Here is a 15,668-nt window from a genome sequence, read left to right on the forward strand (position 1 = left end):
GCGAAATCTATCCCATGGATGTGCGGGGCGCCCTTTGTAATGAAATCGATACTCCGGAAGACTTGGCGGTAGTTTCTGCCAGATTGAAGGAGTTGGAGAACCGCACTGTATATCTGTGCTTCTCCACAGATATGGTACACAGCGGTCATATCACGATCATCAATAAGGCCAGAAAGTTAGGCCGGGTAATCATCGGTGTATTGTCTGATGAAGCGGTGTGCAGCTATAAGCGTTTCCCACTTTTGCCTTATGAGGAGCGGAAAGCTTTGTTTGAGAATATAGCAGGGGTATATCAGGTGGTATGCCAGAATACGCTCAGCTATCGCAATAATCTGGAGCAATACAAGCCGGATTATGTTGTTCACGGTGATGACTGGCGCACAGGCTTCCAGAAGCCTATCCGGGATGAAGTGCTGGAAGTATTGGCCGGTTACGGTGGCCAGCTGGTGGAATTCCCTTATTCCAATTCAGAAAAGTATCGTGAGTTGGAGTCTCGGACTCGTTATCAATTGTCACTTCCTGATATGCGTCGTTCCCGGTTAAAAAAATCCATTGAGATGAAAGGTTTGGTTACAGCGATTGAGGCCCATAGTGGTATCACAGGGCTGATTGCGGAGAAAACCGTAGTCTATCAAAATGGTGAAGCGCGGCAATTTGATGCCATGTGGGTTTCCAGCCTTTGCGATTCCACTGCAAAAGGAAAGCCGGATATTGAGTTGGTTGATATGACCTCCAGATTCCGTACCATTGATGATATCATGGAAGTGACGACCAAGCCCATTATTTTTGATGGAGATACCGGTGGGTTAACGGAGCACTTTGTATACACAGTCAAAACACTGGAACGTATGGGCGTTTCTATGATTATCATTGAGGATAAAACCGGACTGAAAAAGAACTCTCTTTTCGGTACCGAAGTTGCCCAAACACAGGATACCATTGAAAATTTCTGTCACAAGATCGCCATGGGAAAAAAGGCGCAAAAAACCAGAGATTTTATGATCGTCGCCAGAATCGAAAGCTTGATTTTGGAGCAGGGGATGGAAGACGCGTTGACCAGAGCGTTTGCTTATGTAAAAGCTGGCGCCGATGGTGTCATGATTCACAGCCGTAAGAAAGACCCTGCGGAGATTTTTGAATTTGTGGAAAAATTCCGTGTTGAGGATAAAACAACGCCCATTGTGGTGGTCCCCACTTCTTTCAATGCGGTGACAGAAGAGGAATTTAAGCAGAGAGGCGTTAATGTTGTGATTTATGCCAATCAGCTTACCCGCAGTGGTTTTCCCGCAATGCAGGAAACTGCAAGGACAATTCTGGAGCATCACCGCGCCAAGGAAGCGGATGATAAGTGTATGCCGATTAAAGATATTATCACACTTATCCCAGAGGAAGTTTGAGAGCCCGATTAGGAGAAGATATGGAACAACAGATTTTAAAATCATCCGATGATTTTCAAGCCTTGTTGGATTATTTGCAGCAAAAACAAATCCGTAAATTGTTTTTGGTCTGTGATCAATCCATTAAACTACTGTCGCTGGATCATTTTTTTACGATGTTGCCTGAGAAATATCAGATTCAAGTGGAGCGGTTCAGCGATTTCCATCCCAATCCTCTGTATGAATCCGTAGTTGCAGGAGTGGAAGCGTTCCGCCGTTTTCAGGGAGAATTGATCGTTGCGGTCGGTGGCGGCAGCGCCATGGATGTAGCCAAATGTATCAAATTGTACAGCAACATGGACCCGAGCAAAAACTATTTGGAGCAGGAGATCGTTCCCAATGAGATCCCGTTTTTGGCGATCCCAACCACCGCCGGAACAGGTAGTGAAGCGACCAGGTATGCGGTGATCTATTATCAGGGGAACAAGCAGTCGATTAATCATGTCAGTTGCATTCCATCGGCGGTACTTTTCGCACCATCCTTGCTGAAGACCCTGCCGGAATATCAAAAGAAAGCCACAATGATGGATGCTCTTTGCCACAGCATCGAATCCGGCTGGTCCGTAAATTCCACAGATCAAAGTATGGAATACTCCTTAAAAGCAATTCGGAACATTATCGTTAATATGGAGCCTTATCTGAATGGTGATGAGCAAGCGGCCGCAGCGATGTTGTCAGCGGCAAATCTTGCAGGTAAAGCAATTGATATCACCCAAACAACGGCTGGACATGCCATGAGCTATAAGCTTACCTCTTTGTATGGTTTTGCTCATGGACATAGTGCGGCGCTTTGCTTGCCTCATCTTTGGCGGTATATGATTGGACATATGGAGCTTTGTGTAGACGGCAGAGGCGCGGATTATGTAAAAGGTGAGTTTCAAAAGCTGGCCGAAGCCATGGGATGCAGCAGTGCGGAAGAAGCTGCGGATTACATTAGCGATCTTCTGGGAAAATTGCGTCTTGGGCCGCCCAGCTCTTGGACACAGGAAAAAATTGACCTCCTATCAAAATCTGTTAATCCGGTGAGACTCAAAAATAATCCGGTAGCTTTGACAGAAGAAGCTTTGAGAGAGTTGTATCAGCACATCCTGGCAGGAAACTGAGAAAAGAGGCCTGAAATGGAAATTAAAAGCTTTTTGGACCAAATTGGAGTGGAATTCTTTGTAGGTGTTCCGGATTCACAGTTGAAAGCGCTGTGCGATTACCTGATGAATACCTATGGGATTGATCCCCACAAACATTTGATTGCGGCGAATGAGGGGAATTGTACCGCTTTAGCTGCCGGATACTATTTGGCTACAGGAAAGATCCCACTGGTCTATATGCAGAACAGCGGGGAAGGGAATATCATCAATCCTGTTGCGTCGCTGATGAATGATAAGGTATATGCAATCCCCTGTATTTTTGTGGTTGGCTGGAGAGGCGAGCCGGGGGTTCATGATGAGCCGCAGCATATTTATCAGGGCGAAGTAACGCTGAAGCTGTTGGAAGATATGGAGATCAAGACCTTGGTCGTTGGTCCGGATACCACAGTCAATCAGGTAGCGGCACAGATGGAAGAATGGAAGCCTTGGCTCGCTTCAGGACATCAGGTTGCTTTTGTGGTCCGTAAGGGCGCATTACAGTATGATCAGAAGGTCCGTTATGTCAACAACTTTTCCATGACACGGGAGCAGGCAATCAAAGACATTATTGCGGTGACTGGGGACGATATTATTGTATCTACCACGGGTAAAGCCAGCCGTGAGTTGTTTGAAGCCCGTGAGGCTTTGAGGCAGGGACATCAATGTGATTTTTTGACGGTGGGCTCCATGGGACACAGCAGTTCCATTGCCTTAGGTATTGCTTTACAGAAGCCCACAGAAAAAATTTGGTGTCTGGATGGCGACGGAGCGGCTCTCATGCACATGGGTTCCATGGCAGTGATTGGAGCCAATCATCCGACAAACTTGGTACACATCTTAATCAATAACCAGGCCCATGAGACAGTTGGCGGTATGCCTACAGTGTCTGGAACCGTGGACTGGCAGATGCTCGCCAAAGCTTGTGGATACCAGAAGACTGCTTTCGCAGACAATGAGGAACAGCTTCATGCCATTCTTCAAGAAGCAAAAACAGAAAATTGTTTGACATTTCTGGAGGTGCGCTGTGCCAATGGAGCCCGGGCAGATTTGGGGCGTCCTACAACAACTCCGCACCAGAATAAACAGCATTTTATGGAACGATTGACGAATGGCGGTTAAACGATTGGTCGTTTTTACTCTTGACGCAGAATAAAACATTTTGTAGAATATACAAAGATTCAGCGGGTGTTGCTGTGAGAAAAAGTAAAGGGGATATTTAATCTATGAAATTGTTCAATCGTTTGCTGTTAGCTGTTGGATTGATGGTCATGTTTTCCACCACCGCCTTTGCCTATCTGGACCCCTCGGTGATGACCTACACCATTCAGGTTGTTGCCGGCGTGGTTGTTGCGGTGGGTGCCGTGATCGGTATTTACTGGCGCAGAGCGAAGAAAAAGGTGCAGAACACTTTAGGCATTGATGAGAATGCCAAAAAAGAAGTGGAAGAAGATGTCATCGAGATTAACGATGATACCGCCAAAAAATAATCTCTTCAGTGATTTATTTCAGGAAGAATATGCAGAGGGCGACAGTGTGGTCAAAACCCACTGTCGCCCTTTTGTCATAGATGCATACCGTTTGATAAGGTAGAATGATAAGGGATAAGTGATAAGGTGGATAAGGTGAGTATCATCTCAATTTTATTTTGTTGATAAATTATTACAGCTTTCATTTAGCCAAAATGTTTTTTTAGTGCGAGACAGTGGTTTGTCAGTACCACATCAATGCCTTTGTTAACATAATATTTTGCCTCTTCCGGTGTATCGGACCAGAACAGATTACAAATCAAATTATTTTTGTGAGCTTCTTTGATCATCTCCTCCGTCAGAAAGAGCTTACAAAACTGTACCCGCCGGCACTGAAGTTCCAATGCATGTTGGATGATGCTGAAATTCATATGTCCTTCCAGGCAGCAGCGCTCTATATCCGGAGCCATTTTTAAAGCTGTTGTCAGCACATCCTTTTCTCCTGTAAAATAGACCCAATTTCTACACTGATATTGGTCAATCAAATCCAGAATTTTTTGGAAAACGCTTTCGGTATAAGGGGGAAGATTTCTGCTTTCCATCTCTGGGATGACGGCACCTTTTTCCGGGAGAAGATATTTGGGGGCGCTGCGTTGGTGTAAATAAATATCTTCCAGCAGACGTCCACGTTCCAGCATCTTTGTATCGCTGATCATGGGCCGGCATAGAGATTTGATATGGATATTCATTTTCACCTTGCCGCCTAATAAGCGAAGCACCTCTTCAAATGATGGAAGACAAACCCCACTGTAGTCAGGAGAAAATTTTATTCCCGCGTCAAGACCTTTGAGATATTTTGTAGATAATACATTGATTTCACCCTGTCCGTTTGTTGTACGGTTCACGGTTGGATCATGGCAAACTATGAGCTTTCCTTCGGCATCAGGCCATAAATCAAATTCGATTTCATCCGCTCCCAGTGCATAAGCGCACATAAAAGCGGGCAAGGTATTTTCCGGAGCCACCACATTGAACCCACGATGAGCGCAAAGTTTGGGGGAGATCTGTACTGACATTTGGCGTTCTCCTTTCTGTTAAGTCATGTTCTGCAACTTTGGATCCAGTTTGTCTCTGAGCCAATCTCCGATCAGGGAAATCTGGAAAATCAGCAGAATAATAACCATACTGGGTATAATTGCCAACCACCACTGGGTTAACATATAGTTTCTTCCTGTGCTTACAAGCACCCCCAATGATGTATTGGGCGGCTGAATTCCCAGCCCCAAAAAAGACAAGGTGCTTTCCAGCAAAATAAATTCACTCAAACTCATAGTAGCCTGCACAATCAATGGGGATGCTATATTAACAAGGATATGTTCAAAAAGAATCCTCAGACCGGAGGCGCCTATGGCCCTGCTGCTTTCAATGAATTTTACATGTTTGAGTTGAATGATCTGGCTCCTGACCAGCCTGCAGAAAGAGGACCATCCTGTCAAAGCGATTACCAAAATGATGGTAAAGGAATTGGCTCCCAAAATGCAAGCGCAAATAATACCGATAAAGGTTGTAGGAACAGATAGCCGCACATCTGTGAGAAAAGAAATGATAATGTCCACTGTTCCGCCGCATAATCCGGCAATAATACCGAAAACCGCCCCTATGGCTGTAGCAATAATCATTCCGGAAAAGGAGATCATGATGGTGGTCCGCGTTCCATAAAGAAGTCGAATTGCCAAATCCCGCCCCAAATCATCAGTTCCAAACAAATAAGGAGAATCAGGATCTCGAAAAACGGGATCTTTCAGCCTGTTAGGCAGATCAGTGACTGCTAAATCCACCGGAGCAATTACAGGAGCCAGTAAGGATAAAATCATGATTGCAACAAAGGTTATGATTAAAAACAGAATAAAAATGGGGATACCATATTGCCTGCGATATCGTTTCGGATTTTTCATTACTCTCACCTCAATAGCTGTCCCGGATTCTGGGATCAAGTAAGCCATAAGACAAATCCACCAGCAGATTTACAATGGTAACCGAACTTGCAATCACCAGAACACCAAATACCACAACTGGGAAGTCTCTTTGTTGCGCGCTGTTGACAATCAGTGTACCAATACCGGGCCACGCAAACACTGTTTCCACAACTACTGAGCCGCCAATGAGGGTGCTAAGCTGTGCGCCTAAAATGGTAATCACTGGTATCAGCGCGTTTCGTAAGCCATGTTTGAAAATTACTTTCCATTCCCGTACACCCTTTGCCCGGGCTGAATCCAAATAATCCTGACGAACAACGTCCAATAAGGAGCTTCTCGTTAATCGCGCGGCTGATGCTGTTGGCACAACCGCCAATGCGATCACTGGCAATACGTAGTACCGCCATAACGGTTCTCCAATATTTCCACTGGGAAACATCCGCAACTTCAGTGAAAAGAAAAAAATCAATAAAATTCCCAATACAAAATTAGGCATCGTATTGCCTACGATTGCAACCGCCATCGTCAAACGATCAGCGGGACGATTATGTTTGACGGCGGCGAAGACCCCCAAAGGAACACCGATGAAAATCGTAACCAAAAATACAATTCCACCCAGGGACAATGTATAGCCGATTCTTTCTGCGAACAGCTCTGAAACTGGACGGGCATAATAGTAGCTGTTGCCACTGTCACCGGTAAAGAGTCCTGCGAGAGAACGAATATATTGAGTGGATAGTGGAAGATCCAATCCAAGGTTGTGTCTAAGTTGTTGTTTTGCTTCTTCCGATGCTCCACCGGCTGCCGTCATCCATTCCACAGGATCTCCCGTCAGTCGCGCCAGGAAAAAGACCAACGTATAAACAAACCAAATGGTCAATATCGCTTTCAAAACACGCATCAATACATAGCGTTTCATAAAGTCTCCTCACATCCTTCCGCAAACAGGTGGCAGGCAACATAATGCTGCGCCGATGTATGCCGGAGGCCAGGCTTTTGACAATGGCATATTTCCTTTGCTTTGGCGCACCGGCCGGAAAAAGGGCATCCGGGGGGAGCGTTTAGTGGACTGGGGATTTCGCCTTTGAGAGGTATGCGCGCTCTTTGTCTTTCAGGGTCAGCTACAGGAATCGCACTCATCAGCGCTTGAGAATAGGGATGCAGGGTATGATCAAACAGTTCTTTTTTGGGGGCGATTTCCATAATCTGCCCCAGATACATCACAATGATCCGGTCACTGATATGACGAATTACACTCATATCATGGGAAACAAAAATCATTGTCAGATGATATGTCTCCTCCAAATCTTTGAACAGATTTAAAATCTGTGCCTGAATGGATACGTCCAATGCGCTGACAGGTTCATCACAAAGTAATAATTCCGGCTGAAGAATCAAAGCTCTAGCGATACCGATTCTTTGACGCTGCCCACCGGAGAATTCATGGGGATATTTCTGCAAAGCATTTTCATCAATGCCAACATTCTTCAGCAAAGGCAAAAGAATCTGCCTTTTTTCATTGGCGGATAATTTGGTATGTACACGCAGAGGTTCCTCAATAATGCGCCGGATATTCATTCTGGGATCGAGGGAAGAATACGGGTCCTGAAACACCATCTGAATTTTTTTGCGAAGATCGGCAGGCATCTCCGTATCAATTTTTTTCCCCAAAAAAGTGATTTCTCCTTCCGTTTGCTTTTCCAAACCCATAATCATTCTGGCCAAAGTAGTCTTTCCACAACCGGATTCTCCAATAATCCCCAGAGTCTCCCCGCGATATACTTGAAAAGAAACGTCATCCACGGCTTTTACCTGACCTACCGTTTTTTGTAAAATCAAGCCACGACGTACAGGAAAGTATTTTTTTAGACCGGATACGGACAGAATTATGTCCCGATTCATTATTTCACCTCCGCTGCATTAATCGTTTTCTTTCCCCTGCCGCTCCTCCATCAACCAGCATCTACACTTGCTGCCATTGGGCAGAGAAAAAAGCGGCGGTTCTTCCTTGCGGCAACGCTCGGTACAAGATTCACATCGGTCCAAGAACCTACATTGAGAAACAGGAACCGAAAAAACTGGCACCTGACCTTTGATGGAGTACAACCTCTGCCGGTCCTCTGTGACACTGGGGATGGATGCCAACAGCCCTTTGGTGTATGGATGACTGGGAGAGGCAAAGACCGTTCTGCAAGAACCCTCCTCCACCACTACGCCGCCATACATCACCAGCATACGGTCGCACATTGCCGCTACCACTCCCATGTTGTGGGTGATCAAGATAATGGCCATGCCCAACCTGCTGCGCAGTTCCTTCAATAAATCCAATATCTGAGCCTGTATGGTCACGTCAAGCGCTGTGGTAGGTTCATCCGCAATCACTAATTGGGGATTACAAGCCAGCGCGATTGCAATCAGCACTCGCTGCTGCATCCCGCCTGAAAGTTGATGGGGATATTCTTTCAGTCTGGTTTCTGGAGAGGGGATATGAACCAACCGCAATAATTCCACCGCACGGTCCTGGGCCTCTTTTCTTGATACAGAAAAATGAGTGGTCAAAGCTTCCGTCAGCTGATTACCAATAGTATACACGGGATTAAGAGCGGACAGAGGGTTTTGAAATACCATGGAGATTTCTTTGCCACGGATTTTGGAAAGCTCCTTCTCCTTCATTTTTAACAGGTCTGCGTCGCAAAACAGTGCTGTTCCTTCTTCCACACGAGCATAGGTGGGGTCAATCAAGCCGGTAATAGCTCTGACGACGGTGCTTTTTCCGCAACCCGATTCTCCCACCAGTCCCAGCACTTCGCCTTTTTCCAAGTGAAATGAAACGCCATCTACCGCAGGAACAATCCGCTTTTTTGAATAATAATAGGTTCGCAGGTTATCTACTTCCAAAAGATAGTTCATAAAAAACCTCCTTGGACATCTGTGTGAGTAAAAACGCCCGATTCATTTTGTGATAAAGATGAATCGGGCGTCCAAGATATTACATTACTTTACGAGGTTGCTCGAATATCACCGGCACGGAAAGGCATAATCTGATTTTCACAATAGGTCAGATCCCACTGAAGTCCATCACGAATACCATACAGATCTTCCGCCTGGTATAGGTAGGTACCTGGGCAATAAGTATCAAATACCTCCATCAGTTTCCAGGCTGCCTGCTGCTGCTGCTGTAGGTCGGAGCTGTGGATCAGTGTATCTCCCGCCGCCAGAAATTCCTCAGTGGGAGTCCAGCAGCCCTGTGTAACAGGATTGGAACCAGGGCCAAAGAGCAGCCAGAGCGCACCCAAAGGATTATCGAATCTGGAAGCCGAAGACCATGCATGAATATAATCAAACTCCCAGCTGAAGCTATCTTCATACTCCACCTGCGCCTTGACACCGATTTCGCCCAGCATGCTGCAAATTGCTTGAGCAGCTTGATCTCCGTTGGTATAATAGCCCTGCTTGAACTGAATTTTGATCACTTCGTTGCCATCATAGCCGGATTCCTGAACCAACTGACGCGCCTTTTCCAAATCATATTCGATTCCAGGATAATCCTCCAGGTACAAATCGCCGTAGGATGTGAATTGATGACCATTTGGAACAGTAGCGTAATCGGTCCATAGACTGTCCACAAGCATTTGCCTGTTAATCGCAATAGTTACTGCCTGTCTGAATTTCTCGTTGGACATGATATTGTCTTTTTGTGTTTGAAATACATAGATGTGAATGTTTTTGATACCGGTTCCCACCACATTCAAACCGGGAGTCTGGTCCACTGTGTCGCGCATATCTGTGCCAACATCATTAATAATGTCAACTTCTCCGGTCATCAAGGCGGTTACCCGTGCAGAAGGCTCCGGATAAAGAATAAATTGTATTTCTCTTGCTTCCGGAGCTTCTCCCCAAAATCCGTCATACCTTTCCAGAACATATTTCTCAGGGGAGTAGCTGACCATTTTGTATGGGCCTGTCCCAATGGGAGCGGTAGCGAAAGCCTCGTCTCCAACTTCGGTGGTATAATCCTTTGGGATGATGCTTGCGCCCCAAATGGACCCCAGCCGATCCTCAAATGCGGCGTCTGGAGACGACAGATGGAATTGGAGCGTTAAATCGTCAATGATGTCCACCGATTCAAGAGTTTCATACAAAACCGAAATGGTACCGTCGCCATACCCATTTAGGATTCTATCAAAAGTAAATTTAACATCTTCAGCTGTACAAGCCTCCCCGTTGTGAAAAGTAACATTGGGTCTGAGTTTGATATTCAGCGTGGTATCATCCAGCCATTCCCAACTTTCCGCCAATTGGCCAGTAATATTGCCTTCTTTGTCTGTAAAAAGCAGGGTGTCAAACATATTATAAAACACTTTAATACTGGCAATGCCAATACCATAGTTGGGGTCCAGTGTTGTAGGAAAAGCCGCCAGGCCGATTTTCAGCGTATCCAGCTGTGCTGGTTCAGCAGTTCCTGTCGATGAACCATCCGACGCAGGGGCCGACTGTGAGGAAGCAGAAGTGCTTCCACAAGAAGACAGCAGCATGACCACTGATATCAGAAACGCTAACCATTTCTTCTTTTTCATGACAAAGCTCCTTTCTCATCTCTCGGCTCTTATTGAAGATTTTTAAACATTAATTAAAAATCTCTTAGTACAATATTAGGTTATCACACAATTGTTGTAAAATTAATCTATTATTTAGATAAAAGCTGATATTATTTTATATATAATATACATAACAAGCTTTATTTTTGTACATATATTGAGTAAACATTAAATATATTTTGCGCATTTCCAAATTCCCTTATTGAAAAAAAACGTAAAATTTGCTTTAATTAAAATAGATTTATTTTTGACAACATGGTTTTCCAGAATGACAAAAGGGATGTGAGTTTCTTGCCAAAATCATCTCGAGCAACATTAGCGCAAGTTGCACAATTGGCAGGGGTTTCCCAAGCGGCAGCTTCGCTGATTCTAAAAGGGGATTCCAAGGTGTCTTTCGCTGAAAGTACTGTTGCCAGAGTTTGTGCGGCGGCAAAATATCTTGGCTATATCACGGAGGAAAGTACCGCCACCCCCGGGGGGATTTTTGAAAAAAAAGTCCTGGCCATCATTACTCCTTCTATTGCAAGTTACAGCTATTACAGTACGATCATTCAAGCAATTGACCAGGCGGCCAATTCCAAAGGCTTCGATACCTTATGTTTTCAGAGCTATTATGAAGAAGCACGGGAGATGCGTTGCATTTCCTATCTGTTGCACAGTGATATTGCAGGAGTTATTTTCACTTTTACACCCCATAATTTGGAATGGATTGTACAAATTTCCAATCAATTACCCGTTGTGATTTTTGGCAATAACGATCTTGATGTGCCGCTGGATATTGTCAAAACCGATAATTATGGCGCCGGCGTGATGCTTGCTGAGCATATCATTGATCTGGGACATCGGCGGGTTGCCTATTTACACTCTAAATCTGATCGGTGGGGATACCCTAGTTCGATTCGGAAAGAAGGCGTCATAGATACCTTTCGCCGTAAATGTCCTTCGGCGGAATTATTTGTCACTGAAAGGGAATGGAAAGGCGAGCTGGAATTAGGAATGTATGGTTTGAGCATCAAAAGCGGTTATGAAATGACTTTGGAATGTTTAAACGGTCCCCGTGATGTAACCGCTATAATCGCAAACAGTGATGCAGCCGCATACGGTGTTTTACAAGCTATCCATGAAAAGGGATATTCTGTTCCGGCGGATTATAGCGTTTGCGGTGTAGACAACCTGATTCAATCCTCCCAACCAGGAATAGATTTAACGACAATAGAACACCATATATGGGAAAAAGGACTGTTGGCTTTTCGTATGCTTTACCGGCAAATTTGCGGTGCCAACTATTCTGAACCTACGGGCATTACAACTACAGAATTTACAAATGAGCTGATTGTTAGGGGGTCTACTGGGCCGCCTGGAAGATAAGAATGGGGAATGGATTTATGACGCAAAGAGGGAAGGTTACTTTGACCCAAATCGCGCAAATTTCCGGTGTATCAAAGGCCACTGTCTCTTTGATCCTAAACGGCAATAAGGAAAACGCGTTTGCGCCTGATACCGTAAAAAAGGTGTTGGAAACCGCGTCGGTACTAGGTTATCGAAAAAATAAAGAACAACTGTTTGAAAACAAAGAAATTTGGATTCTGGCAGAAGCTCTTTATCGGGAAGAACAATTAAGACTTTTTCAGTCTTTACAAATAATGGCGCAAAAGCGAGCTTGCCCCATGCTCCTATATATCACCTCTTTCTCACCCCAGCGTGAGCAATGGTTTTGGGACCATATCAATCCGAAAAATGTATTGGGTGTCATTTGTCTGATGCCGCCTCGAAAAATCGATTCAGCACGGAACATCGCAGAGAAAATTCCTATCGTTACCCTCGTTTCTCAAAAGAATCATCCCATTGGCGATCAAGTGCTCATCAATTATTCTCAATCTGGAGCAATGCTGGCACACTATTTAATTGCGCAAGGGCACCGTTGTATCGGATGGATAGGCTTGCGCTCATCCAAGCCCGTCTACGCCGCCTTTTCAGAACTTTTTTCTCAAACGGGAAAAGACTCCTTGGTATTGAATGAGTTTTTAGAAGATGATTATATTTCTTCCAGGGAGCTGTGGCAATGGAGTACGCAGATAGCAGCTAAAATGCAATCCAGAGGGACAACAGCTATCATCTGTTCATCCACTGTGATTGCCTATGGTGTTATAGATTATTTGAAGAGCAGGAAAGTAGCCATACCTGAACAATGCGCTGTACTTACCTTCGGTGATCCTCAGCTTCAGCGATTCTCTGTTCCCATTACGATTGTTGACCAACATGAAGATCTAGCCGCAAAGACCCTTTTCGAACTATTGATGGATCGATCCGCAGCCGTGTATCACCGTATTCCTGCCGGCGTTTCTACTGTGGAGTATGTTTGTGATTTTACTGAAGAAAATCTCTTCCCTTTGATTGACGAGGCGGAATGAGGAAGCTGTCGCGGGCCTCGAGACCGGTTAAGAAATATGCAATTATTCTCGCATATGCGAAGGCGGTATCCAGAATAAGATTCGTTGATAAAGTTATGACCTCCCCGGCTTAGCCGGGGGCTTGTGTAAGTCCTAGAAGAACATCGTACCGGCAAGTCTCTTAAGAGGCACTGAAAAAATGCCACTTGCCCAACAGCCTGTAAGTGGGCACTGTTTATCTAAGATCAACTTTCTGACAATAGTAAAGTTGTCGATCTCTTTTCGCTTCTCTTGATGCTTGAAACTAAAGCTTTTTTACTCTCCCCAGCAGAGTTAGGGTTCTCATTTCGCTAAAGTATACAAAAGAAATTCGGACTGAGACTGGATATTCTCGACCCGGATTTTCAACTTATGTAGGAAGAACATGATATCCGTAGACATCCCTTTGAGGTCTAATGCCATGGCAGGAAGAGACATTCCTCTGTCGTAGATGGGATGCCCTGTTTCCTGACTTTAGAGAGACGATATATCGCCAAAGGAAGTATAATAAGCCACATGGCGTCAAACAAAAATTCACCCATGCTTAAAGATCAGCTATCTTAATAGACTTTTAAGGGAGATAGCCGAATGATTTAAGAGTGGTAGGTTAGGTATACTGATGATAAAAGATCCAGTATCAAAAGGTAAGAGCACACATGCAATTAGGCAAGAACTTGACATGCGAAGAATATTATTTGAAAGTGGATTTTCGAAGGCTTCAAAACTGCCCCCCCAAGCTGTAAAGGTTTGCCATGTAAGAGCGACACAGATAAAGAGCAAAGTTAGAGTGGTTAGTGCGGTATTGTAATCCTGGTCGCAGTTTTGTGTATCTGGAAAATCTGAACCGCCAAACTATTGCCTAGTGCAAGTTTGTGGGTTTTAAGTCCCACGGAACAACCTACGAAGTTTCGATACAGCGTTGGTACGGAAACCTTACTGCCTTTGTTGTAGCAAGAAACCAGAGATTCTACCGCTGAGAGATAAAAGTTGTGACCAAAGATGACCTGGTAAGTTTTGATGGAATCTGATATGGTGTGATACTATTTCACAGAGCCTGAAAGCCAAAAGGGGTCAAGGATTTTGTGCAAATTGATTTGTAATCTCTGGCCTGAACAATGAAGTCTGCCAGCAATAGAGGTGTTCTCTAGGGGAGACTCCAGGTATTTCATGTTCATATACTTCTTGTTGCCCCACTGGGTACCAGCCACATGGCGGAGCCGGGCACAGACCAGCATCAGTGCCGAGTTGCCGTCCGGGAAGCTGCCAACCACACGGGTCCGGCGGCGGATCTCCCGGTTCAGCCGTTCAATGACATTGTTAGTACGGATACGGGTCCAGTGCTCACTGGGAAAATCGCAGTAAGTCAGGGTTTCCTCAATGCCATTCTCCACCTTCTTGGCGGCCTCTTTCAGTTTCATGGAGCGCATTTCCTCCACCACAGCTTTAGCCTTTTCACGTGCAGCTTTCTTGCTCTCCTGAGCGTGGATCGCCTTGAGCATTTTAGCTACCAGCTTCACCTTGGAGCGAGGCGTGACTGAGAACACATTGCGGTAAAAGTGGACAGTACACCGCTGGTATCTGGCCTCAGGAAACACTTCGCCTACAGCCTCCAGCATACCAAGGCATTTGTCACCAACCACCAGTTTAACCCCGTCTAGGCCACGGCCACGCAGCCACTGGAAGAAGCTGACCCAACTGGCTTTGTCCTCTTTCATACCCTCAGCGGCACCTAAAACCTCACGGTATCCGTCCTCATTGACCGCAATCGCTACCAGAATAGCTACATTTTCAAACTCTCCGCCCCAGTTGCGGCGCAGGTAGATCCCATCCACATAGACATACGGATAGCGTCCGCCCTGCAGAGGACGGTTCCGCCAATCCTCAATATGGACATACGCTTTTTTGCTCAGCTCACTGATGGTGGAGGGAGAGACCTTGCTGCCCCAGAGGGCCTCGGTGATGTCCTCCACACGCCGGACGGATACGCCGGCCAGGTACATCTCAATGAGAGCCTCTTCCACACTGCTCTCCCGGCGGCGATACCGTTCAATGATGGCAGTATCAAAGGAGATTCCCTTGAGCTTAGGCACCTTGAGAGTGACATCCCCGGAAGTGGTGGTGAGGTTGCGGTTATAGTGGCCGCTCCGGTAGCCCTGGCGCTGCTCGTTGCGCTCGTACCGGGCCGCTTGGGTCAATTTCTCTGCCTCGGCCTCCAGCAACTCGTTGAGCGTTTCCTCTACGCTGCCTCGCACCAGCTCCTTGAGCTGCCCCTTGATTACTTCCTCGTTTAGCTGTACAATCTTCTCGGACATGGTTTGCTGTCTCCTTTTAAATGGTGTGTCGCAACTTCATCCTACCAGAGATCTGCAAACCATGTCTCTTTATTTTTACGAAACATATTCCGCCTTAGCATTGACGGAAACGAACATTTGTTCTATACTGAACTCAGGCGAAAGCCTGAATCTGCAGCTTTCCGGTGAGGTTCACACCCTGTGTGACCTCAGACATTCATGGACCCCGTAGGGCAAAATTGATCCCGTTACGATGGGAATTTTCATGAACGTCCACAGTATTTGGCGCTGTGCCGGCAGCGCAGGTGTGCGCTTTTCCGCGGAAAGCGGAAAGGATGCATATGGATT

Annotated in this window: 12 protein-coding genes and 1 pseudogene; 6 read left to right on the forward strand and 7 right to left on the reverse strand. The window is 45.7% G+C overall.

Features of this window, described 5'->3' with window-relative positions; translation table 11 throughout:
* Nucleotides 1–131 precede the first annotated feature (131 nt).
* From aepX to BQ5383_RS14920, 4 genes are all read left to right on the forward strand, one after another.
* Nucleotides 132–1,397, forward strand: a complete 1,266-nt coding sequence (gene aepX, locus BQ5383_RS22015; RefSeq protein ID WP_420835671.1) for a phosphoenolpyruvate mutase — start codon at nucleotides 132–134, stop codon at nucleotides 1,395–1,397.
* Nucleotides 1,398–1,417: 20 nt separating this feature from the next.
* A complete protein-coding gene (locus tag BQ5383_RS14910; protein ID WP_071433257.1) occupies nucleotides 1,418–2,539 on the forward strand; it encodes a phosphonoacetaldehyde reductase in 1,122 nt (373 codons plus the stop codon).
* 15 nt (nucleotides 2,540–2,554) lie between these two features.
* A complete protein-coding gene (gene aepY / locus BQ5383_RS14915) occupies nucleotides 2,555–3,679 on the forward strand; it encodes a phosphonopyruvate decarboxylase (RefSeq protein WP_071433259.1) in 1,125 nt (374 codons plus the stop codon).
* A gap of 104 nt (nucleotides 3,680–3,783) precedes the next feature.
* A complete protein-coding gene (locus tag BQ5383_RS14920) occupies nucleotides 3,784–4,047 on the forward strand; it encodes a hypothetical protein (protein WP_071433261.1) in 264 nt (87 codons plus the stop codon).
* Between the two features lie 185 nt (nucleotides 4,048–4,232).
* Here BQ5383_RS14920 and BQ5383_RS14925 read toward each other — a convergent pair whose 3' ends face one another.
* From BQ5383_RS14925 to BQ5383_RS14950, 6 genes are all read right to left on the reverse strand, one after another.
* Entirely contained in the window at nucleotides 4,233–5,102 is an 870-nt protein-coding gene (locus BQ5383_RS14925; protein ID WP_071433263.1) for a glycerophosphodiester phosphodiesterase, read from the reverse strand.
* An 18-nt stretch (nucleotides 5,103–5,120) separates the two neighbouring features.
* Entirely contained in the window at nucleotides 5,121–6,029 is a 909-nt protein-coding gene (locus tag BQ5383_RS14930; protein ID WP_083390003.1) for an ABC transporter permease, read from the reverse strand.
* Entirely contained in the window at nucleotides 5,992–6,921 is a 930-nt protein-coding gene (locus BQ5383_RS14935; protein ID WP_071433267.1) for an ABC transporter permease, read from the reverse strand. The genes BQ5383_RS14930 and BQ5383_RS14935 overlap by 38 nt, the downstream gene beginning before the upstream one ends.
* A complete protein-coding gene (locus BQ5383_RS14940; protein ID WP_071433269.1) occupies nucleotides 6,918–7,904 on the reverse strand; it encodes an ABC transporter ATP-binding protein in 987 nt (328 codons plus the stop codon). The genes BQ5383_RS14935 and BQ5383_RS14940 overlap by 4 nt, the downstream gene beginning before the upstream one ends.
* An 18-nt stretch (nucleotides 7,905–7,922) precedes the next feature.
* The gene (locus BQ5383_RS14945) at nucleotides 7,923–8,912 is read right to left on the reverse strand and encodes an ABC transporter ATP-binding protein (protein ID WP_071433271.1); all 990 of its coding nucleotides are present in this window, start codon (nucleotides 8,910–8,912) and stop codon (nucleotides 7,923–7,925) included.
* Nucleotides 8,913–9,001: 89 nt separating this feature from the next.
* Complete coding sequence (locus BQ5383_RS14950; protein WP_071433273.1) at nucleotides 9,002–10,579, reverse strand: ABC transporter substrate-binding protein; 1,578 nt, start codon at nucleotides 10,577–10,579, stop codon at nucleotides 9,002–9,004.
* 312 nt (nucleotides 10,580–10,891) lie between these two features.
* Here BQ5383_RS14950 and BQ5383_RS14955 point away from each other — a divergent pair, with 312 nt between their 5' ends.
* Together BQ5383_RS14955 and BQ5383_RS14960 are read left to right on the forward strand one after the other, a co-directional pair.
* The gene (locus BQ5383_RS14955; RefSeq protein ID WP_076944491.1) at nucleotides 10,892–11,968 is read left to right on the forward strand and encodes a LacI family DNA-binding transcriptional regulator; all 1,077 of its coding nucleotides are present in this window, start codon (nucleotides 10,892–10,894) and stop codon (nucleotides 11,966–11,968) included.
* A gap of 41 nt (nucleotides 11,969–12,009) precedes the next feature.
* Nucleotides 12,010–13,011, forward strand: coding sequence for a LacI family DNA-binding transcriptional regulator (locus tag BQ5383_RS14960; protein WP_172724642.1), 1,002 nt, complete (start codon nucleotides 12,010–12,012; stop codon nucleotides 13,009–13,011).
* A gap of 1,169 nt (nucleotides 13,012–14,180) precedes the next feature.
* Here the strand turns inward: BQ5383_RS14960 and BQ5383_RS14965 are convergent.
* Nucleotides 14,181–15,341, reverse strand: a pseudogene (locus BQ5383_RS14965) (IS256 family transposase); the annotation flags it as partial.
* Nucleotides 15,342–15,668: the final 327 nt, after the last annotated feature.

The sequence above is a fragment of the Angelakisella massiliensis genome (genome assembly GCF_900104675.1).
GTDB lineage: Bacteria > Bacillota > Clostridia > Oscillospirales > Ruminococcaceae > Angelakisella > Angelakisella massiliensis.